The sequence below is a fragment of the Tropicimonas sp. S265A genome (genome assembly GCF_049800835.1).
Lineage (GTDB): Bacteria > Pseudomonadota > Alphaproteobacteria > Rhodobacterales > Rhodobacteraceae > Dinoroseobacter.
On sequence record NZ_JBNAFU010000001.1, the window covers coordinates 241880 to 266925 of the forward strand.

A 25046-nucleotide genomic window follows, 5' to 3' on the forward strand; every position below is an offset into this window, starting at 1 on the left:
GATCACGCCCGGATCGTCCCGTCGCCTTCGACAAGGTATTTGAACGAGGTCAGCTGTTCCGCTCCGACCGGTCCACGCGCGTGCATCTTGCCCGTCGCAATCCCGATCTCGGCGCCCATGCCGAACTCTCCACCATCGGCGAATTGCGTCGACGCATTGCGCATCAGGATCGCGCTGTCGAGGCGGGTAAAGAACCTGTCCGCCGTCGCGTCATTCTCGGTCAGGATGCAATCGGTATGCTGCGAGCCATACTGGCGAATATGCGCAATCGCGCCATCCACGCCGTCGACGATCTTCGCCGCAATGATCATATCGAGGAACTCGCGCCCGAAATCGTCTTCTTGTGCAGGCACGGTGCCGTCGATCTGCAATAGATCGCCCTCGACCCGCACCTCAACGCCTGCCCCGATCAGGTCGGACAGGAATGCAGCGCCCTTGGCGTCGTACCAGGCGCGGTCAACAAGAATGCATTCCGCAGCCCCGCAGATGCCGGTGCGCCGCGTCTTGGCGTTCAGGATGACCCGCTTTGCTTTTTCAGCATCGGCATCCGCATCCACAAAGATGTGACAGATTCCTTCGAGATGCGCGAAGACAGGCACACGCGCGTCGGCCTGCACCCGGCCTACAAGCCCCTTGCCGCCGCGCGGGATGATCACGTCGATCGTATCTATCATGGTCAGCATCTCGCCCACGGCATCCCGGTCACGGGTGGGCACCAGTTGAATGGCATCTTCCGGCAGACCGGCGGCGCGCAGTCCGTCGACAAGACAGCGGTGGATCGCGCCTGAGGAATGAAAGCTTTCCGACCCGCCACGCAGGATCACGGCGTTTCCGGATTTCAGACACAGCGCACCCGCATCCGCCGTCACGTTCGGACGGCTTTCATAGATCACGCCGATCACCCCAAGCGGGGTGCGTACCCGGCGGATATGCAGGCCCGTGGGACGGTCCCATTCGGTCATGACCTCGCCGACGGGATCCTCCTGAGAGGCAATCGCGCGGAGCCCGTCGCAGATGCCCTGAATACGAACCTCGTCCAGCATGAGCCGGTCCATCATCGCAGGCGACAGACCCTTGGTGCGCCCGAACTCCATATCCTGCGTGTTCGCGCTGATAATCTCGGCCCGCGCCGTCCAGACGGCATCGGCGGCCGCCGTCAGCGCATGGGCCTTGGCCTCCGCCGGGGCGAAAGCCAGTTCCGCGCTTGCAGCGCGCGCCTTGGCGCCGATCTCGGACATGAGGGCGGGAATGTCGGCAAAGTCTTTCATAGCACCATATCGTCTCTGTGGATCAGGACTGCCCGGCCGGGATAGCCCAGAATGGCTTCGATGTCACCGCTGCGATGGCCCTTGATGGCCTGCGCCTCGGCGGAGGTATAGCGGGTCAGACCGAGCCCAAGCGCGGCCCCCGATGGGTCGAGGATGGCCACCGGCTCCCCCCGACCAAAGCGACCGGCGACCGCCGTGATGCCCGCAGGCAGCAGCGAATTGCCTTGCCCGAGCGCTCTAGCCGCGCCCGCATCGACAGTGATCTCTCCGCGTGGTTTCATCGCGGCGATCCAGTTCTTGCGCGCCGCCTTCGGGTCGGTCTTGGCAAGGAACCATGTGGCGGGTGCGCCGCTTTCCAATGCCTTGAGCGGTCGGTCGACAAATCCGTCGGTGATGGCCATGGCGCAGCCTGCATCGGTGGCAGTGCGCGCGGCCATCAGCTTGGTCTTCATCCCACCCTTGGACAGGCCGGACCCCGCATCGCCCGCCATCGCCTCGATCTCGGGCGTGATGTCTTCGATCACGTCGTAGCGGCGCGCCGCGGGGTCCGTTGCCGGGTTGGCGGAATAGAACCCGTCCACATCGGACAGCAGCACCAACTGGTCCGCGCCAGCCATTGCGGCGACCTGCGCGGCCAGACGGTCATTGTCGCCATAGCGGATTTCATCCGTGGCGATGGTGTCGTTCTCGTTGACGATGGGCGTCACGCCGAGGCTCAGCAATGTGGCCAGCGTGGCGCGTGTGTTGAGGTAACGACGGCGATCTGCGCTGTCCTCAAGCGTTAGAAGCACCTGCGCGGTCTTGAGGCCGTGGGGCGCCAGCACTTCCTCATACGCGCGGGCAAGCCGGATCTGCCCGACAGCCGCGGCTGCCTGCGCGCGTTCAAGCGGCAGCGTTTCCATTCCCAGATCGAGCACTTGCCGACCAAGCGCAATAGACCCCGATGATACAAGGATGACCTCGGTCCCACGCGCACGCAGATCGGCAATATCGCGGGCCAGTCCCAGCAGCCAGTCCCGGCGCAGGTCGCCGGTGGCGCGGTCCACCAGAAGAGCCGAGCCAATCTTGACGACAAGGCAGCGGGCGTCGCTCAGGGCTGCCATGGCGCGTCGTCCTTGTCTTGCGCGGCCTCCGCCTGGCGGGCGCCTTCGATCCGGCGGCGCAGCATGCGCAGCACGTCCGGCACCCCCTCATGACTGACGCCGGACATTGTGAAAACCGGGCCACGGCTTGCAGCCTCAAGCGCGGCCTTGCGTTCGGCGATTTCCTCTTCGCTCAAGGCATCGATCTTGTTGAGCGCGGTGACGCGGGGCTTGTCAGCAAGCGCGCCGCCGTAAGCTTCGAGCTCGGTGATGATGGTGGTGTAGTCGGACACCACATCCTCGGACGTCCCGTCGATCAGATGCAACAGCACTGCACAGCGTTCGACATGGCCAAGAAAGCGGTCGCCGATGCCCCTGCCCTCATGCGCGCCTTCGATCAGGCCGGGAATGTCGGCCATCACGAACTCCCAATTGTCGATGCCGACCACGCCGAGATTGGGGTGCAGCGTGGTGAACGGGTAGTCGGCGATCTTGGGGCGCGCATTGGACGTGGCCGCCAGGAAGGTCGATTTGCCCGCATTCGGCAGGCCCAGAAGCCCCGCATCCGCGATCAGTTTGAGCCGCAACCAAAGCGTGCGCTCGACCCCGGGCTGGCCCGGATTGGCACGGCGCGGGGCCTGATTGGTGGCGGATTTGAAATGCAGGTTGCCGAAGCCCCCATTGCCGCCCTTGGCAAGGCGCACGCGCTGCCCGACTTCGGTGAGGTCGGCGATGACCGTTTCCTCGTCTTCCTCCAGCACCTCCGTTCCGACAGGAACGCGCAGAATGATGTCATCACCATCCTTGCCGGTGCGCTGCTTGCCCATGCCATGCTGGCCGTTCTTGGCGAAAAAGTGCTGCTGATACCGGAAATCGATCAGTGTGTTCAGCCCCTCGACCGCTTCGGCCCAGACATCGCCGCCGCGTCCGCCATCGCCGCCATCGGGTCCGCCGTATTCGATGTATTTCTCGCGCCGAAAGCTGACCGCGCCGCCACCGCCGCTGCCGGAGCGGATGTATACCTTGGTCAAATCGAGGAATTTCATGGGTTGAGGCCTGATGGTTCGAGTTTGCGTTGCGATAGCGGGTTGTCGGCACAGGCTCAAGCAACTCGCGCCGGAGCCACCCGTGTTGCGGCCGTCGGCCGCCGTGCAGGTTTGCGCCGCTCTGTGCGTGGATCACGGGGGATCGAGCCCTGGTGCCCCCGGGCCATTACTTTGGAAAGGCCCGGTAACTGCATGACTTCAGGCGACTTTCTTCAGGTAGGTCCAGGTTGGAACCTTGGCATTGCGCGCGACTGAAAAGGCTTCGGCATCGCCGAGGTATTCGAACCCCGCGTTGGTCAGCACCCGCGCGGAGCCCGCATTGTCCTGAAACACGGAGGCAAAAATTGTTCGGTTCTCCAGCGGATTGGCCGCCACGAGCGCCATCACGGCCTCGGACGCGAACCCGGCGTTCCAGAACGCAGGCGCAACCCAGTAACCGATTTCGGACTGGTCTTGTGTAACCCTGTCGAGCGAAATCAGGCCCAGAACCTCGGACCCGCCCTGCGCGGTCGCGTCCATGACCCAGACCACCTCATCACTGTCGGCCGACAGGCTACGCGCGATGAAAGCCTCGGACGCGCCGGGCGGCAGGGGATGCGGAATGGATGTGGTTGCCTCTGCCACGCGCCGGTCGGACGCATAGAGCGAAACAAGCCCGGCATCCGATGGCCGCAGGGGCCGCAATGTGAACCGCGTTGCGGGGACGATCACCCCTTGCGTGGTCAGTTCCATATTCATGCCATTCCTCCTCCGAATAGCATCTCTGTCAGATCAGAACGGCAGGACTATGACAGCGCCCTGACATTCCGGTTCTGTGCACATGGGGGCATGGCCCCGGAAATGCACCGCCAGAAACGGATAAGTAACTATCTCAAAACGAAAAAGACCGGCGCGGGCGCCGGTCTTTGGGGAATTCCCTGATGCGACGCGACGCGTTACTCGGCAGCCTCGGCTGCTGGAAGGACGGAGACGAAGGTGCGACCCTTGAAGCCTTTGCGGAAGGACACGTGACCTTCCACGGTGGCGAACAGGGTGTGATCCTTGCCCATGCCGACATTGTCACCCGGCCACCAGCGCGTGCCGCGCTGCCGCAGGATGATGTTGCCTGGAATGACGGCTTCGCCGCCGAATTTCTTCACACCGAGGCGACGACCAGCCGAGTCGCGCCCGTTCCGGGAGGAACCGCCTGCTTTTTTATGTGCCATTGCGTCTCTCCTTAGCCCTGAGCCAGTTCTTTGGCCTGTGCGATCCAGCCTTCACGCTCGATCCGGCCTTTGAACGACAGTTTCTCGTCCATGTCGGCGACATCTTCGTCGGTCCACGCTGCGATTTGCGCGAAGGTGGTCACGCCCGCCTCCAGCAATTTCTTCTCAAGCGCCGGGCCGACACCCGACAGCTTCTTGAGGTCATCCGCACCGGCGGGCGCTGCGGGCGCCTCCGCCTCCGCCTCGGGCGCGGCCTTCTTGGTGGGCGCTTTCTTCGGAGCCGCAGCTTCGACCGCCGCGGCCGAGACGGACCCGGCACCAGTGGCGGCCATCACACCGGAGGCATCCGCGCCAGAGGCGAGGATGTCGGTGATCCGCACCAGCGTCAGTTTCTGGCGGTGACCCTTCGTGCGCTTGGAGCTGTGCTTCCGGCGGCGCTTGACGAAATGGATCAGCTTTTCGCCCTTGATCTGATCAATCACCTCTGCCTGAACGCCCGCGCCTTCGACGAAGGGGGCGCCGACAGTGCCGTCGACCATGAGAATCTCGTTGAACTGGACTTTGTCACCAGCCTGGGCGGCCAATTTCTCCACGCGCAGCACATCGCCGCTGGAGACCTTGTATTGCTTGCCGCCGGTCTTGAGGACCGCAAACATATTGTATTCCTTCGTTTTCTACCGCGTCCTGTGGCCCCGGGTTTTCCGGTGTTTGTGGCCCCCATTTGGTCGGAGACCGCCGCGAACAGCGCGCCTTTTGTCGGCGTATATCGGATGTCCCGTCTGCACCACTGTGCCGGGATGGCGGCTTATTGACGATGAGAGGCGTCAAGTCAAGCGGGCAAAGGGCTATTCCGCACGGGTTTCGCGCTCAAAGTTCCTCACCAGCCATGAACTGCGACGCCGCGATACCCAGATCGCGGGAAATCTCTACAAACATATCATCGAACCCTTCGAACAAGGCCCGTGTCAGTGCCTGCCCCGCCTGCGATCGCGACAGCTCCAGATACTGTTCCATATCCTCGTCCGGCAATGAGGAATACGCCATCAGCAGATAGGCAAACAGCCACTCCGTCGAATTCTGCCGGATTTCGGCCTCCTGCGCCCAGACATCGTTGAGGATCTGGTTCTGTGTCAGGTCGGTCGGAAACCCGCCGCCATCGGACAGGCCGGTCATGAAGGCGAAATTCGCGTTGAGCGCGCCGATGACGTTTTCGTCGATCAGGCTGTTGATCTCGATGAACTCCGCGACCTTGGCGAAGGTTTCCGGGCGGTTTTCCTCGAAACCGGGGATGGCATCGCGCGCGGCGTCCTCGATCCCTTCTTCCAGAAACGCCTCGCGCGTGGCCAGCTCCAGGGCGACCACCTCCTTGCCGATCTCGGAGGCATAGAAATCCTCAACCGGGGCGAAGTATTCCTCGTCAAAGCTGGTGGCGAACCCGTCGATGAAGGTCGCCATCATGCGGTCGACGTCATAAATGTCGCTGACCATCTTCTCCCAGCGGTCACCGCCACGTCCGGGGAACATGTCGTCCGCAAGCCCTGCGCCGTATTCGAGACCCTCGACCCGCATCAGTTCGATCATCTTGTCCGCCCCGATGGCGGTCAACAATCCTTCGGCGCGCGGGGTAGCATCAGCTGTCAGCGCCGTCGAAAGCACGAGGGTGGAGGCAAGGATCCAGTGTCGCACGTTGCGGTCTCCGTATTGCGTAAGTGAATTAGTAGGGGTCCGGGGGCGGATTTCCAATCCGTCTGCGCGCAGATTTCCGTGATGTGACGTGCAAAGCCGTTCCGAATGGCCCTTGCACGGGTCCGGTCGGGCCGCTAAAGACCGCGCGTGACCCTTCGCGGAGAGGTGCCGGAGTGGTCGAACGGGGCGGTCTCGAAAACCGTTGTGGGTGCAAGCCCACCCAGGGTTCGAATCCCTGTCTCTCCGCCACTACCCTGCACAATTGACGGGAAATGCGCACGCAGACAGATGCGTGAGCGCGCGCTTGTTTGACGTTGTTCACGGGTGGTCAGCAGTCGACTTGGTGCGGTAGAAATCTTTGCGGCAATGGAGCGCGCGCATCACCCTGGCACGTGCGATATCGCCCTTGCACGCGACATACCGGTCAACGAAAGCCGGGACCTAGGCGATTGCGTGATCGTCCGAGAAAAGCGTTTTGAGCCCGGAGTTGTCCTTGACCAGACTGGACAGGGTGATCTTGTCGAGGCTGCGGTAGAACGCGGTCAGCGCCTCCCCCAGTGCGCCTTTGAGGCGGCAGACCGAAACCAGTGGACAGGTGCAGTCATCGGCGAAGCATTCGGCAAAGGGCACACCGGCCTCGAACACGCGAAAGACGCCGCCGACGGTGATATCCTCGGGGTCACGCGCAAGACGGATCCCACCCCCACGTCCGCGGACGGTTTCGATGAAGCCTTTCTGACCCAGCATGTTGATCACCTGACCCAGATGGTTCTCGGAGGCGTTGGTGGCTTTGGCGACCTCCGAGGTGCGGATGTTGCGGCCCGTGTTGACGGCGCAGTACATCAAAGTCCGCATCGCGAGGTTCGTTCGGGTTGTAAGACGCATGTTCTTGGGCCTTCTACCGGGGCATGGCGTATTGGCGACTTGATAATATAGGTTCTGTACCGGTCTTTGATCTGGATCAATAAAAACCCGCTTCCGCATCGACATGTCGCGGGGGACGTTGCACGCGCCACATGGTATGGACCGTTCGGGGAGTGTTCAGTTCACGGAATGCCTGTTTTCCGTGCATGCGCATCGAAAAGGAGCGCCTGCCACTTGGATATGCTTGTCCACCGCCCCGAACCCTCTAAGACAGTCATCATGGCCGGGCAGCTCAAAATACTCGTCGTCGAACCGGACGAAGCGCGCGCGCGGATGATTATCGACGGGCTTGCAGAAACCGGAGACCCCGAGATCACCGTTCTGGGCAGTCCCACCGGGCTGGCCCGGCGCATGGCGCAGATCGAACCGGACGTGGTTCTGATCGCCATGGCTGACCCGAGCCGCGACACGCTCGAAGCGCTCAGCATTGCGTCGGGCTTCAACGACCGGCCTGTTGCGATGTTCGTGGACCGCTCCGACGACAGCACGACCCGCGCGGCGATCGAGGCGGGCGTCAGCGCCTATGTGGTCGATGGTTTGGCGAAGGACCGGATACAGCCCGTTCTGGATGCCGCGATCGCGCGCTTCAACATGTTTAAGAAGCTTCGCAACGAACTGGCCGCCGCCAAAAGCGCCCTGGCCGAGCGCAAGACAATCGAACGCGCCAAGGGACTGCTGATGACGGCAAAAGGGATTTCCGAAGACGAAGCCTATGCCATGTTGCGCAAGACGGCGATGGACCAGGGGCGCAAGGTGTCCGAAGTGGCGGAGGCGCTTGTCACGGCGTCCGACCTGCTGCGCTGATGGCGCGCGAGGTGCATATCGGGTTCGTCCCACTGGTCGATTGCGCGACCGTCGTTGTAGCCAAGCATCTGGGGTTCGCCGACGCGGAGGGGGTGGATCTTGTGCTGCACAAGCAACCGTCTTGGTCCGCTTTGCGCGATGGCGTGGCGCTGGGGTCGCTGGATGCCGCGCACATGCTCAGCCCGCTGCCGGTGGCGATGTCGCTGGGATTGGGCGGGCTGCCAAGCCAGATCGACGCGCTGATGGTAATGTCGGTGAATGGCGATGTGATCGGGGTGTCGAATGAAATTGCGCGCAAGATGCGTGCGGCTGGCTGGCCGGCGAGCTTTCGCGATCCGCGCGGCACGGGCGAGCACCTGATCAAGGCAACGGACCGACGTTTGCGCATCGGTGTGCCGTTTCCATTCTCCATGCACGCGGAGTTGGTGTTTCACTGGCTTGGCGCCCTCGGTCTCAAGACCCCGGGCGAGTTGGACGTTCGAACTGTCCCGCCACAGCTCATGGCGGATGCCATAGCCTCGGACGAGATCGATGCGTTCTGCGTTGGCGAGCCTTGGGGGTCCATTGCGGTGGAAAACGGCGTGGGAGAACTGGTGCTGCCCGGCAGCGCAATCTGGGCGTTCTCGCCCGAGAAGGTTCTGGGCGCACGCCATGACTGGGTCGAAGACAACCCAGACACCGTGCGCGCGTTGATGCGGGCGGTGTACGGCGCAGCGAAATGGCTCGGGGAAGAAGACAACCGGTTGGTGGCGTCCGAACTTCTGTCTCGCAAGGATTACGTCAACGTTCCCGCAACGGTCATCGACCGTGCGCTGAGCGGGCGGCTTGTCACCCGCAAGCGCGCACTTGGTCAGACCACCGGACGGTTCTTGATGTTTCACGGGGCCGCATCGACCTTTCCTTGGCGCAGCCAGGCCGCGTGGATTGCAAGCAACATCGCGGCGCGGGTCGGACTGGACCGGGCACAGGCGATCCGCACGGCCAAGGCGTGCTTCCGCAGCGACCTCTACCGCGAGAACCTTGCGGACCTGGGTCTCGATATGCCCGGCGCATCCGAGAAAATCGAAGGTGCCCTCGCCCACCCGACCGCCGTCGCCTCGTCGAAAGGCTCGATCTCTCTCGGGCCTGACGCGTTTTTTGATGGCTCGATTTTTGATCCAAGCGACGCTGGCTGATCAATTATTGTGCAGTTGCAGCGCTGCAGCGCGGCGAAATCTCCGTTTCGACACATTTCGCTGCAGAAAAGGCTTTTCCGACTCGGCGGCACTGGTCCATGTGAGAGCACGCCGCGCAGGACAAGGGGGTCCGCGCCTAGCTTGGCCCACAGTGATGAGGGCTCTCCGGAGCAAAGCCGCTCGACTGTTCGTAACACCCGTTACGGACCGTTCGCGCGGCTTTTTTGCTTTTTGCCCCTCTCCTCCCCGGGGCTCAACACAGGAAACGATACATCATGAAAAAGATCGTTGCTGCCCTTCTCACCACGTCGGCGATGATGTCGCCTGCCATGGCCGAGATGCTGCCCGTCGAGAAAGACGAATTGAAATTCGGCTTTATCAAGCTGACAGACATGGCGCCGCTCGCCGTGGCCTATGAGCGTGGCTATTTCTTTGACGAAGGTCTGTTCGTCACGCTCGAGGCGCAAGCGAACTGGAAAGTTCTCCTCGACGGAGTGATCTCGGGCACGCTCGATGGGGCGCACATGCTGGCGGGTCAGCCGCTTGCCGCCACGATCGGCTACGGGACAGAAGCGCACATCGTCACACCGTTCTCGATGGACCTGAACGGCAACGGGATCACCGTGTCGAACGAGGTGTGGGAACAGATGAAGCCAAACATCCCGAAGATGGACGATGGTCGTCCGCAGCATCCGATCTCCGCCGCCGCGCTGAAGCCTGTTGTCGATGAGTACAACGGCTCCGGTCGCCCGTTCAACATGGGCATGGTGTTTCCCGTTTCCACCCACAACTACGAACTGCGTTACTGGTTGGCGGCAGGTGGCATTCACCCCGGCTTCTATTCGCCCGAAGACGTGTCGGGTCAGATCAACGCCGATGCGTTCCTGTCGGTGACACCTCCGCCGCAGATGCCCGCCACGCTCGAAGCCGGCACGATCTATGGCTACTGCGTGGGCGAGCCGTGGAACCAGCAGGCCGTGTTCAAGGGCATCGGCGTTCCGGTGATCACGGACTACCAGATCTGGAAGAACAACCCTGAGAAAGTCTTTGGCATGACCAAGGAGTTCACGGACGAGTACCCGAACACCACGCTGGCCATCACCAAGGCGCTGATCCGCGCGGCGATCTGGCTGGATGAGAACGACAATGCCAACCGCCCCGAAGCGGTGGAAATCCTGAGCCGTCCGAACTACGTGGGCGCAGACTACGACGTGATCGCCAACTCCATGACCGGCACGTTCGAGTTCGAGAAGGGCGACAAGCGTGAAATCCCCGATTTCAACGTGTTCTTCCGCTACAACGCCACCTACCCGTTCTACTCTGACGCCGTCTGGTATCTGACCCAGATGCGCCGCTGGGGCCAGATCGCCGAAGCCAAGCCGGACAGCTGGTACGACGAAGTCGCCAAGATGGTTTACAAGCCCGAGATCTACCTTGAGGCCGCGCGCCTGCTGGTCGACGAAGGCCTTGCCAACGAAGCCGACTTCCCGTGGGACAGCAACGGCTACAAGGACCCGACCCCGGCTGGCGATATCATCGACGGCATCGCCTATGACGGCACGCAGCCCAACGCCTACCTCGAAAGCCTCGAGATCGGCCTGAAGGGCGAGCAGAAAGTCGTGGGCTCCGAAGTTCAGGGCTAAACCACCCGCGCGCCTCCGAACCGGGGGCGCGCACCTTCCCAAGATCAACATCCGACCCGCTTTCCCCCGCGCGCGCCACGACATGTGCGCCGCCCCTATCCGGAGCAGACCCGATGACAACCGTCGATCCTGATTTTGCTGCAAAAGAAGCCAAAGAGGCCCGCCGCGAACGCCTGTTTACCCGCATCAACAAGGCGGACGCCTGGCTCAAGGTTCTGGGCCTCGGATGGATCACCCCGATGGTGAAGGCCGCGGCAGGCGACAACCCAAAAGCGCAGATGAAAGACATCTGGCAACTGTTTCTCGTCCCGATCCTCGCGATTGTGCTGTTCCTGACCGCCTGGGGCACGCTCGCCCCCAAGGTCGTTACATCGCTTGGCGCCGTGCCCGGGCCCGCGCAGGTCTGGGAACAGGCCGTTGCCCTGCATGAGGACGCGGCGGCCAAGGCCGAGAGCGAACGTGTCTTCAACGAACGGGTCGAGCAGCGCAACCAGCGCCTGATCGACGCGGGACGCGCCGACGAGGTCAAGGATATCGCCTATACGGGCGCGCCGTCCTACTACGACCAGATCTGGACGTCGATCCAGACAGTGTTCTTCGGCTTCCTGATCGCCACCATCATCGCGGTGCCGCTTGGCATCTCCGCCGGCCTGTCGGTGACGGCAAACGCTGCGCTGAACCCGATCATCCAGATTTTCAAGCCGGTCTCGCCGCTGGCATGGCTGCCCATCGTGACCATGGTGGTCTCGGCGGTCTACACGACCAACGATGGCCTGTTCGCCAAGTCGTTCCTCGTGTCCGCCATTACCGTGACGCTCTGCTCGCTCTGGCCGACGCTGATCAACACAGCACTCGGCGTGGCCTCCATCGACAAGGACCTGGTCAACGTTTCCAAGGTTCTGAAGATGAACACCTACACCAAGATCACCAAGCTGGTGCTGCCTTCCGCTCTGCCGCTGATCTTTACCGGCCTGCGTCTGAGCCTCGGTGTGGGCTGGATGGTGCTGATCGCGGCAGAGATGCTGGCGCAGAACCCCGGCCTTGGCAAGTTCGTCTGGGACGAGTTTCAGAACGGATCGTCCGATAGCCTGGCACGGATCATGGTCGCGGTCCTGACCATCGGCATCATCGGGTTCCTGCTGGACCGGCTGATGTTCACGATCCAGTCGCTCTTCACCTTCACCAACAATCGCTGAGGCTGCACAGATGCCCGTCCTTGAGTTCAAGAACGTCTCGAAAAGCTTCGGCGAGGGTGCGCACCGCACCGACGTGCTGAAGGATATCAACCTGAGTGTGGAGGACGGCGAGTTCCTCGTCCTCCTCGGCTTCTCCGGCACCGGCAAGACGACGCTGATCAACCTGATGGCGGGGCTTGAGACGCCCACCAAGGGCGAGGTCACGTTCAAAGGTGCACCAATCACCGAGCCGAGCCCGGAACGCGGCGTGATCTTTCAAAGCTACTCGCTGATGCCCTGGCTGACGGTGAACGGAAATGTGGGTCTTGCGGTCGACACGATGTTCCCGGGTCTGAGCAAGGCAGAAAAGGCGGAAAAAGTAGCGCATTACGTGTCGATGGTCGGGCTGAGCCACGCCGCGACGCGCCGTCCGGCGGAACTGTCTGGCGGTATGCGTCAACGGGTGAACGTGGCGCGCGCGCTGGCCATGGACCCCGAGGTCCTGCTGCTGGACGAGCCGCTCTCGGCGCTGGACGCGCTGACGCGCGGCAACCTGGCCGACGAGATCGAGCGCATCTGGGAGGCCAACAAGAAGACCTGCGTGCTGATCACCAACGACGTGGACGAGGCGATTATTCTGGCCGACCGGATCATTGCGCTGAACCCCGACGGCACACTCGGCGAAGAGTTCAAGGTGTCGATCCCGCGCCCGCGCGACCGGATCGCGATGAACCATGACGAAACCTTCAAGAAACTGCGCGCCAGCGTCACCACCTATCTGATGGATGTCGGGATCGAGGCGAAGGTCGAAGGCTCCAAACTGCTGCCAGACGTCACGCCGATCCATGGGGTTCCGACCGCAGTGGCCAAGGCGCAGGAAGGGATGATCGAGCAGCGCTTTCTGGATTTCAGCCAGTTGCACAAGGTTTATCCGACGCCCAAGGGCCCTCTGACCGTGGTCGAGGATTTCAACCTCAAGCTCAACAAGGGCGAGTTCATCTCGCTGATCGGACATTCCGGGTGCGGCAAGTCGACGGTCCTGACCATGGCGGCGGGTCTGAACGAAATATCGAAAGGGGCCATCAAGCTGGATGGGCGCCACGTCGAAGGGGCGGACCCGGAACGCGCGGTTGTGTTCCAGTCTCCCTCCCTCTTTCCATGGCTGACCGCGAAGGAGAATGTCAGTGTCGGAGTCGATCGCGTCTACCCGCGCGCCAGCCAGGCAGAACGGACAGATGTCGTTGAGTATTATCTCGAAAGGGTCGGGCTTGCTGACAGTATGGATAAGCCCGCGGCGGACCTCTCGAACGGGATGAAGCAGCGTGTGGGGATTGCGCGTGCCTTTGCGCTCAGCCCCAAGCTGCTGCTGCTGGACGAGCCGTTCGGGATGCTTGACAGCCTGACCCGCTGGGAATTGCAGGAGGTTCTGATGGAGGTGTGGTCGCGCACCAAGGTGACCGCGATCTGCGTGACCCATGACGTGGACGAGGCGATCCTGCTGGCCGACCGCGTGGTCATGATGACCAACGGCCCGCATGCCACCATCGGCAAGATTGTCGATGTGGACCTGCCGCGCCCGCGCACCCGCAAGGCGCTTCTGGAGCACCCCGATTACTATCGGTACCGCCAGCAGGTTCTGGATTTCCTCGAGGAATACGAGCACGGCGCGAAACCCAAGCCCAAGGTTGAAGCCCCCGTCAAGGTGGCCGCCGAGTAAGGACACGCCCTGCGACCCGGGGGCTGGTGCGCCGGCCCCTGCCCCGGAACTCCAGAAGGTCTGAGACGATGGACGGCAACGTCACCAAGGAAGAGAAAGACACGTTCGTACAGGTCGCCGAGGTCTGGCTGCCGGAGGGAGACAGTTTGGTCTTCGCAGGTGGTGACTACGGCTCGCTGGATGCGTTCGAGGAGGCCTCCCGCGCCACCTCGTTTGCCAAGGGCGAAGGCTTGCCCGGCAAAGCCTGGGCCGAAGCGCGCCCGGTCGTGCTGAAAGAGTTTGACGGGTCGTACTTCAAGCGCACCGAGGCCGCCAAGGCGGCCGGCCTGACCGCCGCGATGGCAATCCCGATCTTTGCCAAGTCGACCCTCAAGGCAGTGCTGGTCGTGCTGTGTGGCGACGACGCCTTGCGCATTGGCGCGATCGAGGTCTGGACCGAGGATCAGGACGGTCTGCTGATGCTGCATGATGGATATTATGGTGCGGCCAAGGAGTTCGAGTTCGTCTCCCGCCACACGCATTTCCCCAAGGGTCAGGGCCTGCCGGGGGCCGTCTGGTCCGCGCTGACGCCGATCCTGATGCGCGATCTGGGCTCGGGCTACCGGTTCGTCCGTGCCTCGGCTGCGGGGGCTGCAGGGCTGACGACGGGTCTTGGCCTGCCGGTGCCGGTACCCGGCGATCAGCAGTTCGTCATGACGCTTTTGTCGGCGATCGGCACCCCGCTCGCCCGCCGGTTCGAGATCTGGTCGGTCACGCCCGAACGGATGGGCAACCCGGCCCGGGCCGCGCTCATGGACGGGGTGTGCGAGCGCGAAGGCACGCTTTGGCAGGATGACGGCAGTGGCGAAGGACGCCCGACTGCTGCAGCCTGGAAAGGCCATATCGGCCAGGTCCTTGGCAAGGGCGTGCCCGTGATCGTCCGTGGCTCCGCAGGGCTGCCTGCGGGCTATTCGTCCTTCGTCGGGCTCCCTCTCTACCGCAGCGGCGACTTCAGCCACATCGTCGCCTGGTACAACTAAAAGGAAGCGAAACCATGCCCAAGCAAAGACTGGTCGTTATCGGGGCTGGAATGGCCTCCGGCCGCGCCCTTGAATGCCTGTTTGATGCAGCGCCCGATGACTGGGATGTCACGCTGTTCAACGCAGAGCCGCGCGGCAATTACAACCGCATCATGTTGTCCCCGGTTCTGTCTGGCGAGAAGACATTTGCCGAAATCGTCACCCATGACGATGCCTGGTACGCCGCGCACGGCGTCACCTGCCGCTTTGGAGAAAAGGTGCTCGAGATCGACCGCGACGCCAAGACCGTGACCGGTGAGAACGGCACGGTGGCGTACGACAAGCTGATGTTCGGCACCGGGTCGAACCCGTTCATCATTCCGCTGCCCGGTCACGATCTGGACGGCGTGATCGCCTACCGCGATCTGGACGATACGAACCGGATGATCGACACCTCTGCCAAGCCCGGCGCAAAAGCTGTCGTGATCGGGGGTGGCTTGCTGGGTCTGGAGGCTGCGGCCGGTCTGCGGATGCGCGGGATGGACGTTACCGTGATCCACATCATGGGGCACCTGATGGAACGGCAGCTGGACGAGGCGGCGGGCTATCTGCTGCGCAAGGCGCTGACCGACAAGGGCATCACCGTGATGTGCTCTGCCAACTCCAAGGAGATCGTGGGCGAGAACGGCAAGGTCAGAGCCCTGATGCTGGATGACGGCACCGAACTACCCTGCGATCTGCTGGTGATGGCCGTGGGCATCCGGCCCAACGTGCAACTTGCGCAGGAGGCCGGACTGGCTGTTGGCAAGGGCATCCACGTGGATGACCAGATGGTCACGTCCGACCCGGATATTCTGGCCGTGGGCGAATGTGTTGAACACAACGGGGCGATCTTCGGACTGGTCGCGCCGCTCTATGATCAGGCCAAGGTGCTTGCCAAAACCCTCTGCGGCGAAACAGCGGCATTCGAGCAGAAATCGCTGTCCACCAAGCTGAAAGTGACGGGCTGCGATCTGTTCTCTGCCGGCGATTTCGCCGATGGCGAGGGGCGTGAGGACATCGTGTTCCGCGACCCGGCACGCGGGGTCTACAAGCGCCTCGTTCTGGAAGATGACAAGCTGATCGGCGCGGTGTTCTACGGCGACACGTCTGACAGCAACTGGTTCTTCGGGCTCATTCAGTCCGGCGAGCCCGTCACTGAAATACGCGATACGCTCATCTTCGGACCCGCTTACCAAGGGGGGGCCGCCGTGGACCCTATGGCGGCCGTTGCAGCCTTACCGGATGACGCAGAAATCTGCGGCTGCAACGGCGTATCCAAAGGGGAAATTGTGGCTGCGATCAACGCAGGCGCGGGTGATCTGGCGGCTGTGCGGGCCGTCACCAAGGCGAGCGGGTCCTGTGGCACCTGCACCGGCCTTGTGGAACAGGTTCTGGGCGTCACGCTTGGCGACGATTTCGTCATCCCGGCGGCTGCGGCCATGTGCGGCTGCACCGATCTGGCGCATGAAGATGTGCGCCGCATGATCAAGAGCCAGGAGCTGAAATCCATGGCCGCGGTCTGGCAGGAGCTGGGCTGGAAAACCTCCTGCGGGTGCCATGTGTGCCGCCCGGCATTGAACTTCTATCTGCTTGCTGATTGGCCGGTGGAGTATCAGGACGACCCGCAAAGCCGGTTCATCAACGAACGCAAGCACGCCAACATCCAGAAGGACGGCACCTATTCGGTTGTCCCAAGGATGTGGGGCGGGATGACCACGCCGGACGAGTTGCGCGCGATTGCGGACGCGGCCGAGAAATACAACGTCCCCACCGTCCATGTGACCGGGGGCCAGCGGATCGACCTGCTGGGCGTGAAGGGCGAAGACCTGCCCGCGATATGGCGCGATCTCAACGCGGCCGGGATGGTCTCGGGCCATGCCTATGCCAAGGGCCTGCGCACGGTGAAGACCTGCGTGGGCAAGGATCACTGCCGCTTCGGCACGCAGGACAGCACCGGCCTCGGCATCAAGCTTGAGAAGAAGCTCTGGGGCTCGTGGACGCCGCACAAGGTCAAGCTGGCCGTGTCGGGCTGCCCACGCAACTGCGCGGAGGCCACCTGCAAGGATATTGGCGTGGTCTGTGTCGACAGCGGGTACCAGATCGGCGTGGCCGGGGCTGCGGGCATGGACGTGAAGGAAACCGAGCGCCTTGCGGATGTAGAGACCGAAGAGGACGCGATCGCGTATGTAACGGCATTCATGCAACTCTTTCGCGAGAACGCCAAGTACCTTGACCGCCCTTACAAATGGGTGGCGAAAGTCGGCCTCGACTGGGTCAAGGAGCGCGTGTTCGATCCCGAAGAGCGGGCTGCGCTGATCGCGCGGTTCGAGCTGTCGCAAAGCATCTACCAGAAAGACCCGTGGGCCGAAGAAGCCGCGAAGAACGCGGACATCTATCAGCCGATTGCAGATTTCAAACTGGAGGCTGCGGAATGAGCGACTGGATCGACATAGGCGCGCTGGAGGACATTCCCCAACGCGGCGCGCGCGTGGTCAAGACCGCGATGGGGTGCGTGGCCGTGTTCCGCACCGGCGCGGACGAGGTGTACGCACTGGAAAACAAGTGCCCCCACAAGGGCGGCCCGTTGTCCGAAGGCATCGTGCACGGCACCTCCGTAACCTGTCCGCTGCACAACTGGGTGTTCAGCCTTGAGACAGGTCAGGCACAAGGGGCCGACAAGGGACAGGTGCCCACATATGCGGCCCGTCTGGACGGCGACCGTATCCTGCTGGAAACCAGCTTTCTCCAGTCCCGGATGGCCGCTGAATGACCGACACACCTGCCAGCCCCGTTTGCACCACCTGCCCCTATTGTGGCGTCGGCTGCGGCGTACTGGCGGGGGCGGACGGGTCCATCAAGGGCGACCCCGATCATCCGGCGAACTACGGGCGGCTCTGTTCCAAGGGCTCGGCGCTCGGCGAGACCCTCGGGCTCGAGGGTCGTCTTCTCGCGCCGCAGATCGACGGACGTGAGGCAAGCTGGGACGCGGCGCTCGATCTGGTTGCGGAGAAGTTCCGCGCGGCGGTCGCCGAACACGGGCCAGACAGCGTGGCTTTCTACGTCTCGGGCCAGTTGCTGACCGAGGATTACTACGTCGCCAACAAGCTGATGAAGGGCTATATCGGCTCGGCCAATATCGACACGAATTCGCGGCTTTGCATGGCGTCCTCGGTGGCAGGGCACCGACGGGCGTTCGGCACGGACACGGTTCCCGGTCTTTATGAGGATTTTGAAGAGGCCGATCTGGTCGTTCTGGTCGGCTCCAACCTGGCGTGGTGCCACCCGGTCTTGTTCCAGCGTCTGCAAGCAGCAAAGGTCGAGCGTCCGAACCTGAAGGTGGTCGTGATCGACCCGCGACGGACGGCCACGTCGAACCTCGCCGATCTGCAACTCTCGATCCGTCCGGATGGCGACTCCGCGCTGTTCAACGGTCTGCTTGCGGAAATTGCCGCGCGCGGGCTGGACGACCGGGCCTATGTCGGCGCCCATGTCACTGGCTATGACGCTGCTTTGGAAGCCGCGAGCAAGTCCGACCCCAGCGAGAGCGGCCTGAGCCAGGCGGAACTCGACGCATTCTACGACCTGTGGTGTTCCACCGAGAAGGTTGTGACGCTTTACAGCCAAGGCGTAAACCAATCCTTCTGCGGCACCGACAAGGTCAATGCGATCATCAACTGTCACCTCGCCACAGGCCGGATCGGGCGCGCTGGGATGGGGCCGTTTTCGATGACGGGGCAGCCCAACGCGATGGGGGGGCGGGAGGTTGGCGGATTGGCCAACATGCTGGCCTGCCATCTGGACCTTGAGGTGACCGAGCACCGCGATGCGGTGCAGGCGTTCTGGGAGGCCCCTGAGATGCCAGCGGCACCGGGGCTGAAGGCCGTCGACCTGTTCAAGGCCTGCGCGGAGGGCAAGATCAAGGCGCTCTGGGTGATGTCGACCAACCCTGCTGTCAGCCTGCCCGACGCGGATGGTGTGTCCGACGCGATCCGCACTGTGCCCTTTGTCGCTGTCTCCGACATTCTGGAGGACACCGACACCGGGCGTCTGGCAAATGTGCTGCTGCCCGCCACGGGCTGGGGCGAGAAATCCGGAACGGTCACGAATTCTGAGCGTCGCATATCGCGCCAACGCCCGTTCCTGCCCGCCCCCGGCGCGGCCCGCGCGGACTGGGACATCATCGCAGATGTCGGGCGAAGGATGGGATGGCGCGATGCGTTCGATTTCCGCTCCGCGGCAGAAGTGTTCCGCGAGTATGCCGCAATGTCCGGAATGGCTGCGCGGTTTGGGCGTGATTTCGATATCAGCGGGCTTGCAGACCTGACCGATGCGGCCTTCGACGCGCTGAAACCCACGCTCTGGCCAGTCATCGCGCGTGCACCTGCGCGGCGGCGGTTCTTTGCCGATGGCGGGTTCTTCCACGCCGATGGCAAGGCCCGGATGCTGCCGATCACACCGCCCGCGCCGCTTGCCATCACGCCGGACGCCTACCCGCTCCGCCTGAACACCGGCCGCGTGCGCGACCATTGGCACACGATGACGCGCACTGGGCGCGCGCCGCGCCTTGGGGCGCATATGGCAGAACCCTACCTTGAAATACATCCTCTGGATGCCGAAGAGATCGGGCTGATGGATGCGGAGATCGCGCGGCTGATCGCGCCGGAGGGCGAAGCGCGCCTGCGTGTCATGATCACCGACCGCGCGCAAAAGGGTGTTGTGTTTGCGCCCATGCACTGGACCGACATCGTGTCGTCCAAGGGTCGGGTGAATACGCTGGTTGCCGCACGGGTCGATCCGGTGTCGGGACAACCCGCGCTCAAGGGCGCACACGTCCGGGTGGAACGGTTTGATGCTGGCTGGTACGGGTTTGCGGCCTCCACCGCGCAGATGGTGCCGACCCGCCCATACGCAGCCATCGCGCGGGCGAAAACCGGGTGGCGTGCGGAAATCGCAGGGGTGAAGCGCCCCCGCGATTGGGAAGCCGAAGCGCGGACCGTCCTGAACCTGACCACTGGAACCGCCAGCGTGTTTGAAGATCCCGCGCGTGGGATTGCCCGGGTCGCAATCGTCGAAGGCACCCGGATCGTCGGACTGTTCTTCGCGGCACCCGAGCCGGTCGCCCTGTCGCGCAGCCACGCTGTGGCCTTGCTTGGCACGGAATGCGCTGCCCTGCTTGCCCTTGCAGGCGTACCCGGCGAAGACAGGCCCGATGCGGGCGCAACCGTCTGCGCTTGTTTCGACGTCGGCGTGAACGATCTGCGCCGCGCGATCGAGGCTGGCCATACCACGGTCGCGGCTTTGGGTTCATGCCTGAATGCCGGCACGAATTGCGGCTCCTGCAAACCGGAACTCCAGGCGCTGATCGATGCTGTTTCGCCAGTCAAATTGGCCGCCGAGTGAGCATCGCGGCCCATATCCGCACCGTGGCGCGCGGCCCGGGACGCGCCCGAGCGCTGACTTGCGCAGAGGCACAGGAGGCGATGACCGCGATCCTTGCAGGGCATGCAGCGCCCGAAGCGATCGGGGCCTTGCTCATGGTGTTGCGGTTGCGCGGAGAGACCGAGGAGGAGATCACCGGGTTCGCGGCAGCTGTCCGCGCGCATCTGCGGGACTGGTCCGGGACCGGCGCCGCGCTCGATTGGCCCTCCTATGCAGCCGGGCGCACACGCGGTCTGCCCTGGTACCTGCTGAGCGCGAAACTTGTGGCTGCTGCCGGGTTTCCGGTGTTCTTGCACGGCAAGAACGGGAGCGCGGCCGCGCTGCGCGCGCATCTGACCCCGCTTGGAATTTCGCAGGTCGCAACACCAGAGGCGGCGCGCGCCGCCCTTGAACGCGACGGGATCGTTTATGTCCCGCTTGAAGACCTGAGCGTCCGGCTTGAGGATCTGCTCGGCTTGCGCACGCATCTTGGCCTGCGCTCCTGCGTGAACACGCTTTGCCGTGTGGCAAACCCCGCAGGCGCGCCCGTGACCGTGCAGGGCGTGTTTCATCCGCCCTACCGCGATTTGCAGGTGGCGGCCTGCGCCGCGCTTGGCGACCGCGCCATGATGGTGATCAAGGGCGGCGGCGGCGAATTCGAACGCTTCGTCGGAAAGGAAACCGCGTGCCACGGCTTCGCAACTGACGGCGGGCCCTTCGCCCCGGCGCCGGCGCTGATGAACGGCGTGCGCCGCCTGTCGGACTTGCCCGATGACCCTTCGGACCTGGTGGACATCTGGCATGGACGCCAAACCAATGCGGCGGTTGAGAAGACGATCGCAGGCACAGCCGCGCTCGCCCTGCTTGCGTTGGATGCTGCCGAAACACTCGACGCGGCAGAAAGCCTTGCACAGCACCTTTGGCGCACCCGCCGCCCTGATTTGGCCGCCTGAGACAGAACGGAGACTGAGATGCAAACCTTCCCGATGTTTCTGCGCATGAAAGACCGCGAGGTCGTGATCCTTGGCGGCGGAGAACAGGCCGCCCAGAAATGCCGCCTGATGCTGAAGACAGAGGCGCGGATCACGCTCTGCTGGCCAGAGCTTGACGACGAGCTCGCAGGCCTCGCGTCCGAGAACCGGATCAGTTGGCTGCGCGAGGTGCCCACGCAAGACCGCCTTGCGGCAGCAGCGCTGGTGTTCGTGGCGACGGATTGCCCCGGGTCCGCGCACGCTTTGCATGCACTGCTGCAGGATGCAGGCGCCTTGGCCAATGTCGTGGATCAGCCCGAATTGTGCGACGCCTTGACCCCGTCGATCGTGGACCGCGATCCGGTCGTGGTGGCGATCGGGACCGAGGGAACCGCGCCGGTGCTGGCCCGGCAGATCAAGTCGAAGCTGGAGGAGGTGCTGGAACCGAAACTGGGCGATCTGGCGGCGCTGGCCGGTCGGTTGCGCCCCGCCGCAGCGCGGCTTCAGCCCAAGGACCGCCGCAACCTGTGGCGGTGGGTTTTCTCGGGCAGCCCCCGCGCGCGCCACAAGGCCGGAGCGGAACGCGAGGCTGCGCAACTGATCAAGGACGCCATCATCTCTGGCGGCGCGCCGCGCGAAGATCGTGCCGCGGTTTCCATCGTCGGCGCAGGCCCGGGCGGCGCAGACCTGATGACCTTGCGCGGCGTGCAGCGTTTGCAGGAGGCGGACGTGATATTCTATGACCGGCTGGTCGATCCGGCGGTTCTTGAACTGGCCCGCCGGGACGCAGAGCGGGTCCTTGTAGGCAAGACGCCCGGTGCCGCCAGCTGGCCGCAGGATCGCATCAACGCCGTCCTTGTGCAGGCCGCGCGCGAGGGCAAGAAAGTCGTCCGCCTGAAATGTGGGGACCCCGCGATTTTTGCCCGGCTGGAGGAAGAGATCGGCGCGCTCGAAGCCGCCGACCTGAGCGTTGAGGTGGTGCCCGGCATCACCGCGGCTTCCGCCGCAGCGGCCACGTTGAAAGAGGGCCTGACAACGCGCGGAGAGATCGAAAGCGTGACCCTGACCACCGGGCATCTGAAACCCGGAGACGGACGCCCCGACTGGGGCAGCCAGTGCGTGCCGGGCGTTGCATTGGCGATCTACATGGGTGTTGCCAGCGCCGGGCAGATCCGGGACAGCCTTATGGCTGATGGTCATGCACCGGAGCGCCCCGTGACAGTCGTGGCCTCCGCGGGTCACCCGGACGAGCGTAAATTGAGAACGTCCCTCGGGCGGTTGGTGGAGGACATGGCGGAAGCCCGGATCACGAACCCAGCGATCCTGTTGATCCGCAACCCGAAATCGGAGGCGGCCGAGATGATTCCGCGTCTGAGCATTGCGGGTTAAGCACCTGATAAGTAATCTTTTTGCACAAGAAGGCAGGTGGTTTGGATCAATCGGCGTGGGGTGATCCACGAAACCCGGTTGCCACGACAAACTTCTCCGAGCTGTCGGACCGGCTCGCCTCGGGCTTGAAATTCACGACCTTGTCGAACGACTTCTTCAGAAGCGTTTGCAGCTCCCCTTCGGCGCCACCGGCAAGAACCTTGGCGACGAACGTGCCCCCTGGTTCGAGAATGTCGAAGGCCAGGTACGCCGCGGCCTCGCACAGGGCCACGATCCTCAGATGGTCGGTTTGCTTGTGCCCCGAACTCGCGGCGGCCATGTCCGACATCACCACATCCGCGCCGCCGCCGAGCCAGGCCTTGACCTGATCGTCCGCGCCGTCGGCCATGAAATCCAGAACATGGGTTTCGGCGCCGGGAACCGGGTCGATCTCTTTCAGATCGACGCCCAGAACCGACCCTTGTGCCTTGCCGGATTTCTCCCCCAGCGCGTTGACGCGTTTGACGGCGACCTGGCACCAGCCACCCGGCGCACAGCCCAGATCGACCACGCGCGCTCCAGGGACAAGGAACCGGAACTTGTCGTCGATCTCGGAGATTTTATACGCCGCGCGGCCCCGGTACCCTTCGCGCTTTGCACGCTGGACGTAAGGGTCGTTGAGTTGGCGTTCCAGCCATAGGGTGGAGCTCAGCCGCCGACCGCGCGCGGTCTTGACCTTCACGCGCAGATCGCGCTGCCCGCGCCCTGAATTTCCGGCTTTTTTAGGCATCAGAAGGGGCCTTCCTCCAGCACGCCATCTGCGCTCATCTGCGCGTAGAGCAACCCTTCGCGCAATCCCCGATCCGCAACCGACAAGCGATCGGTGGGCCAGACCCGCAGCAGCGCCTGAAGGATCGCAGCCCCGGACATGATCAGGGCCTGCCGGTCACGCCCGATCCGGGCGTCCTTACGACGCCCTTCGGGCCCCAGCGCAAGATAGCCCTGAATGACAGTGTCGATCTGGTCAGAGGTCATGCGCAGCCCGTCGACCTTGTTGCGGTCGTAACGGCGCAGGTTCAGATGGCTCGCCGCGACGGTCGTGACCGTGCCCGAGGTCCCGATGATCTGGAACCCCTCCCGCACCTGATCCGGCTCGTTATAGGGTGAGAATTCGGCAAGGTTTTCCTCGAAAAACCAACTCATCAACGCAAAGCGCGCCGCATCGTCCGCGACGTCTGAGAACTGGTCCTTGAGTGTCGCCACCCCCAGCGGGACGGAAATCCAGTCGACAACCCGCGCGGCCGCCTGCCCGGTATCGGGCCCCTCGAACCCCGCGTGCAGGCGCATGATGGCCGCAGGGCGTTCTACCTTGGGCACCCCGGAGAGATCGATCCACACAAGCTCTGTCGAGCCGCCGCCGATATCGACCACCAGCAACTGTTCCGTCCGGACTGAAACAAGCGGCGCGCAGGACACGACGGCCAGACGGGCCTCCTCCTCCGGTTCGATGATCTCCAGCGCGAGGCTCGTGTCACGTTGCACCAGCGAGATGAAGTCGCGCGCGTTCGTGGCCCGGCGGCACGCCTCGGTCGCCACAAGACGCATCCGTTTGACCCGGTGTTCCGCCAGTTTCCGCTGGCAGATCTTCAAAGCGCCGACCGTGCGCGCCATAGACGCGCGGCTCAACTTGCCGGACGCCTCCAAACCGTGGCCCAGTTGCACGGATTTCGAAAAACTGTCGACCACGTGAAACTGGCTGCCCTTGGGCTGGGCGATCAGCATCCGGCAGGAGTTCGTGCCCAGATCGAGCGCCGCGTAGAGATCCGCAGGATCGGGCCGTTCACTGGCATGCGCGGCAGTCTTCGCAAAACCGGCGTGTGGCTCCGCCCCCTGCTGCGCCAGAAGCGCGCCGGTATCGGGTACGGACTTGAGCTTTGGTTTTCCCCTGCGCCGGGGCCGTTTGGGCATGAGTGAAACTCCTTAACCATGACCATAGGCGCTTGCGTAAAAACCGGCAAGTCGGTGTAGGTTAACGCACACCTGCGCCCGCAGATCCGCTCATAAAGATACTGAGGATTTTTCCGACGCGCCGATCTGGCCGCAAAGGCATCGAGCGCATAGAAGGTCGGTGGCGTCTGCACATGTGTCGAAAACGGACCGGTCAGGTGTCACGAGGTGTGGCTAGACCAAAGAACTGGACACGAAAGGGAGGATCATGCCCGAGGTAACCATCGTCTACTGGCGCGATATTCCGGCCCAGGTCATTGTCGGCAAGGGCCGCCGTGCGGCCAAGCGGCAATTGTCCGAGCGGTTCGAACAAGCCATCGATCGCTGCGCCATGAAAGTCGGCGCGCGCGACACGGATGCGTATCTGGCCGAATGGCGCAAGGCCGACCCCGTGACCATGGACGGCGACGCGTCCGAGATCGCCGAGGCGGAGCATGCCCGGCTCGAAACCACCTATGACGCAGAGAAACTCAAGGCGCTGATTGAGCGCGACGGTTGGGCCTGAGCCCGCCCCACC

The 25046-nt window shown here is 63.5% G+C and carries 22 protein-coding genes and 1 tRNA gene; 13 read left to right on the plus strand and 10 right to left on the minus strand.

The window, feature by feature from the left end; all coding sequences use genetic code 11:
• Positions 1–2: 2 nt before the first annotated feature.
• From ACP15N_RS01220 to ACP15N_RS01250, 7 genes are all read right to left on the minus strand, one after another.
• Positions 3–1268 (minus strand): glutamate-5-semialdehyde dehydrogenase, encoded by a 1266-nt coding sequence (locus ACP15N_RS01220; protein ID WP_425090396.1) that lies wholly within the window; start codon positions 1266–1268, stop codon positions 3–5.
• On the minus strand, positions 1265–2371 hold the full coding sequence (gene proB / locus ACP15N_RS01225; RefSeq protein WP_425090397.1) for a glutamate 5-kinase: 1107 nt from the start codon (positions 2369–2371) through the stop codon (positions 1265–1267). Before proB ends, ACP15N_RS01220 begins: the two co-directional genes overlap by 4 nt.
• Entirely contained in the window at positions 2359–3396 is a 1038-nt protein-coding gene (obgE, locus tag ACP15N_RS01230) for a GTPase ObgE (protein ID WP_425090398.1), read from the minus strand. The genes proB and obgE overlap by 13 nt, the downstream gene beginning before the upstream one ends.
• Positions 3397–3594: 198 nt before the next feature.
• Positions 3595–4134 (minus strand): GNAT family N-acetyltransferase, encoded by a 540-nt coding sequence (locus ACP15N_RS01235; protein ID WP_425090399.1) that lies wholly within the window; start codon positions 4132–4134, stop codon positions 3595–3597.
• A gap of 197 nt (positions 4135–4331) precedes the next feature.
• Positions 4332–4601, minus strand: coding sequence for a 50S ribosomal protein L27 (rpmA, locus tag ACP15N_RS01240; protein WP_425090400.1), 270 nt, complete (start codon positions 4599–4601; stop codon positions 4332–4334).
• Between the two features lie 11 nt (positions 4602–4612).
• Positions 4613–5257 carry a 50S ribosomal protein L21 gene (locus ACP15N_RS01245; protein WP_425090401.1) on the minus strand — a complete coding sequence of 215 codons (645 nt, stop codon included), beginning with the start codon at positions 5255–5257 and terminating at the stop codon, positions 4613–4615.
• 211 nt (positions 5258–5468) lie between these two features.
• Positions 5469–6287, minus strand: a complete 819-nt coding sequence (locus ACP15N_RS01250; protein ID WP_425090402.1) for a DUF2059 domain-containing protein — start codon at positions 6285–6287, stop codon at positions 5469–5471.
• A 159-nt stretch (positions 6288–6446) separates the two neighbouring features.
• Between ACP15N_RS01250 and ACP15N_RS01255 the strand changes: the two genes are divergently transcribed.
• Positions 6447–6536 (plus strand) — tRNA-Ser (locus ACP15N_RS01255).
• A 192-nt stretch (positions 6537–6728) separates the two neighbouring features.
• Here the strand turns inward: ACP15N_RS01255 and ACP15N_RS01260 are convergent.
• Positions 6729–7172: an RrF2 family transcriptional regulator gene (locus tag ACP15N_RS01260; protein WP_425090403.1), complete on the minus strand. Its 444-nt coding sequence runs from the start codon at positions 7170–7172 to the stop codon at positions 6729–6731.
• A gap of 258 nt (positions 7173–7430) precedes the next feature.
• On the opposite strand from ACP15N_RS01260, the gene ACP15N_RS01265 reads away from it, so the two are divergent.
• From ACP15N_RS01265 to cysG, 11 genes are all read left to right on the plus strand, one after another.
• Positions 7431–8015 (plus strand): ANTAR domain-containing response regulator, encoded by a 585-nt coding sequence (locus tag ACP15N_RS01265; protein WP_425091583.1) that lies wholly within the window; start codon positions 7431–7433, stop codon positions 8013–8015.
• Entirely contained in the window at positions 8015–9190 is a 1176-nt protein-coding gene (locus ACP15N_RS01270) for an ABC transporter substrate-binding protein (RefSeq protein ID WP_425090404.1), read from the plus strand. The genes ACP15N_RS01265 and ACP15N_RS01270 overlap by 1 nt, the downstream gene beginning before the upstream one ends.
• 275 nt (positions 9191–9465) lie before the next feature.
• Positions 9466–10833, plus strand: coding sequence for a CmpA/NrtA family ABC transporter substrate-binding protein (locus ACP15N_RS01275; protein WP_425090405.1), 1368 nt, complete (start codon positions 9466–9468; stop codon positions 10831–10833).
• Positions 10834–10946: 113 nt separating this feature from the next.
• On the plus strand, positions 10947–12029 hold the full coding sequence (locus tag ACP15N_RS01280) for an ABC transporter permease (protein ID WP_425090406.1): 1083 nt from the start codon (positions 10947–10949) through the stop codon (positions 12027–12029).
• 10 nt (positions 12030–12039) lie between these two features.
• Entirely contained in the window at positions 12040–13725 is a 1686-nt protein-coding gene (locus ACP15N_RS01285; protein WP_425090407.1) for an ABC transporter ATP-binding protein, read from the plus strand.
• Positions 13726–13793: 68 nt separating this feature from the next.
• Positions 13794–14744, plus strand: a complete 951-nt coding sequence (locus ACP15N_RS01290; protein WP_425090408.1) for a GAF domain-containing protein — start codon at positions 13794–13796, stop codon at positions 14742–14744.
• A gap of 14 nt (positions 14745–14758) precedes the next feature.
• Positions 14759–17200 carry a nitrite reductase large subunit NirB gene (nirB, locus tag ACP15N_RS01295; RefSeq protein WP_425090409.1) on the plus strand — a complete coding sequence of 814 codons (2442 nt, stop codon included), beginning with the start codon at positions 14759–14761 and terminating at the stop codon, positions 17198–17200.
• On the plus strand, positions 17197–17535 hold the full coding sequence (gene nirD, locus ACP15N_RS01300) for a nitrite reductase small subunit NirD (RefSeq protein WP_425090410.1): 339 nt from the start codon (positions 17197–17199) through the stop codon (positions 17533–17535). The genes nirB and nirD overlap by 4 nt, the downstream gene beginning before the upstream one ends.
• Positions 17532–20165 carry a molybdopterin-dependent oxidoreductase gene (locus tag ACP15N_RS01305; RefSeq protein ID WP_425090411.1) on the plus strand — a complete coding sequence of 878 codons (2634 nt, stop codon included), beginning with the start codon at positions 17532–17534 and terminating at the stop codon, positions 20163–20165. Before nirD ends, ACP15N_RS01305 begins: the two co-directional genes overlap by 4 nt.
• Positions 20162–21136 (plus strand): glycosyl transferase family protein, encoded by a 975-nt coding sequence (locus ACP15N_RS01310; RefSeq protein ID WP_425090412.1) that lies wholly within the window; start codon positions 20162–20164, stop codon positions 21134–21136. Before ACP15N_RS01305 ends, ACP15N_RS01310 begins: the two co-directional genes overlap by 4 nt.
• An 18-nt stretch (positions 21137–21154) precedes the next feature.
• Positions 21155–22543: a siroheme synthase CysG gene (gene cysG, locus ACP15N_RS01315; RefSeq protein WP_425090413.1), complete on the plus strand. Its 1389-nt coding sequence runs from the start codon at positions 21155–21157 to the stop codon at positions 22541–22543.
• 46 nt (positions 22544–22589) lie between these two features.
• Here the strand turns inward: cysG and ACP15N_RS01320 are convergent, their stop codons facing one another.
• Entirely contained in the window at positions 22590–23312 is a 723-nt protein-coding gene (locus ACP15N_RS01320; RefSeq protein ID WP_425090414.1) for an RlmE family RNA methyltransferase, read from the minus strand.
• Entirely contained in the window at positions 23312–24490 is a 1179-nt protein-coding gene (locus ACP15N_RS01325; RefSeq protein ID WP_425090415.1) for a Ppx/GppA phosphatase family protein, read from the minus strand. Before ACP15N_RS01325 ends, ACP15N_RS01320 begins: the two co-directional genes overlap by 1 nt.
• Positions 24491–24737: 247 nt before the next feature.
• On the opposite strand from ACP15N_RS01325, the gene ACP15N_RS01330 reads away from it, so the two are divergent.
• Positions 24738–25034, plus strand: coding sequence for a virulence factor (locus ACP15N_RS01330; protein ID WP_425090416.1), 297 nt, complete (start codon positions 24738–24740; stop codon positions 25032–25034).
• Positions 25035–25046 lie beyond the last annotated feature (12 nt).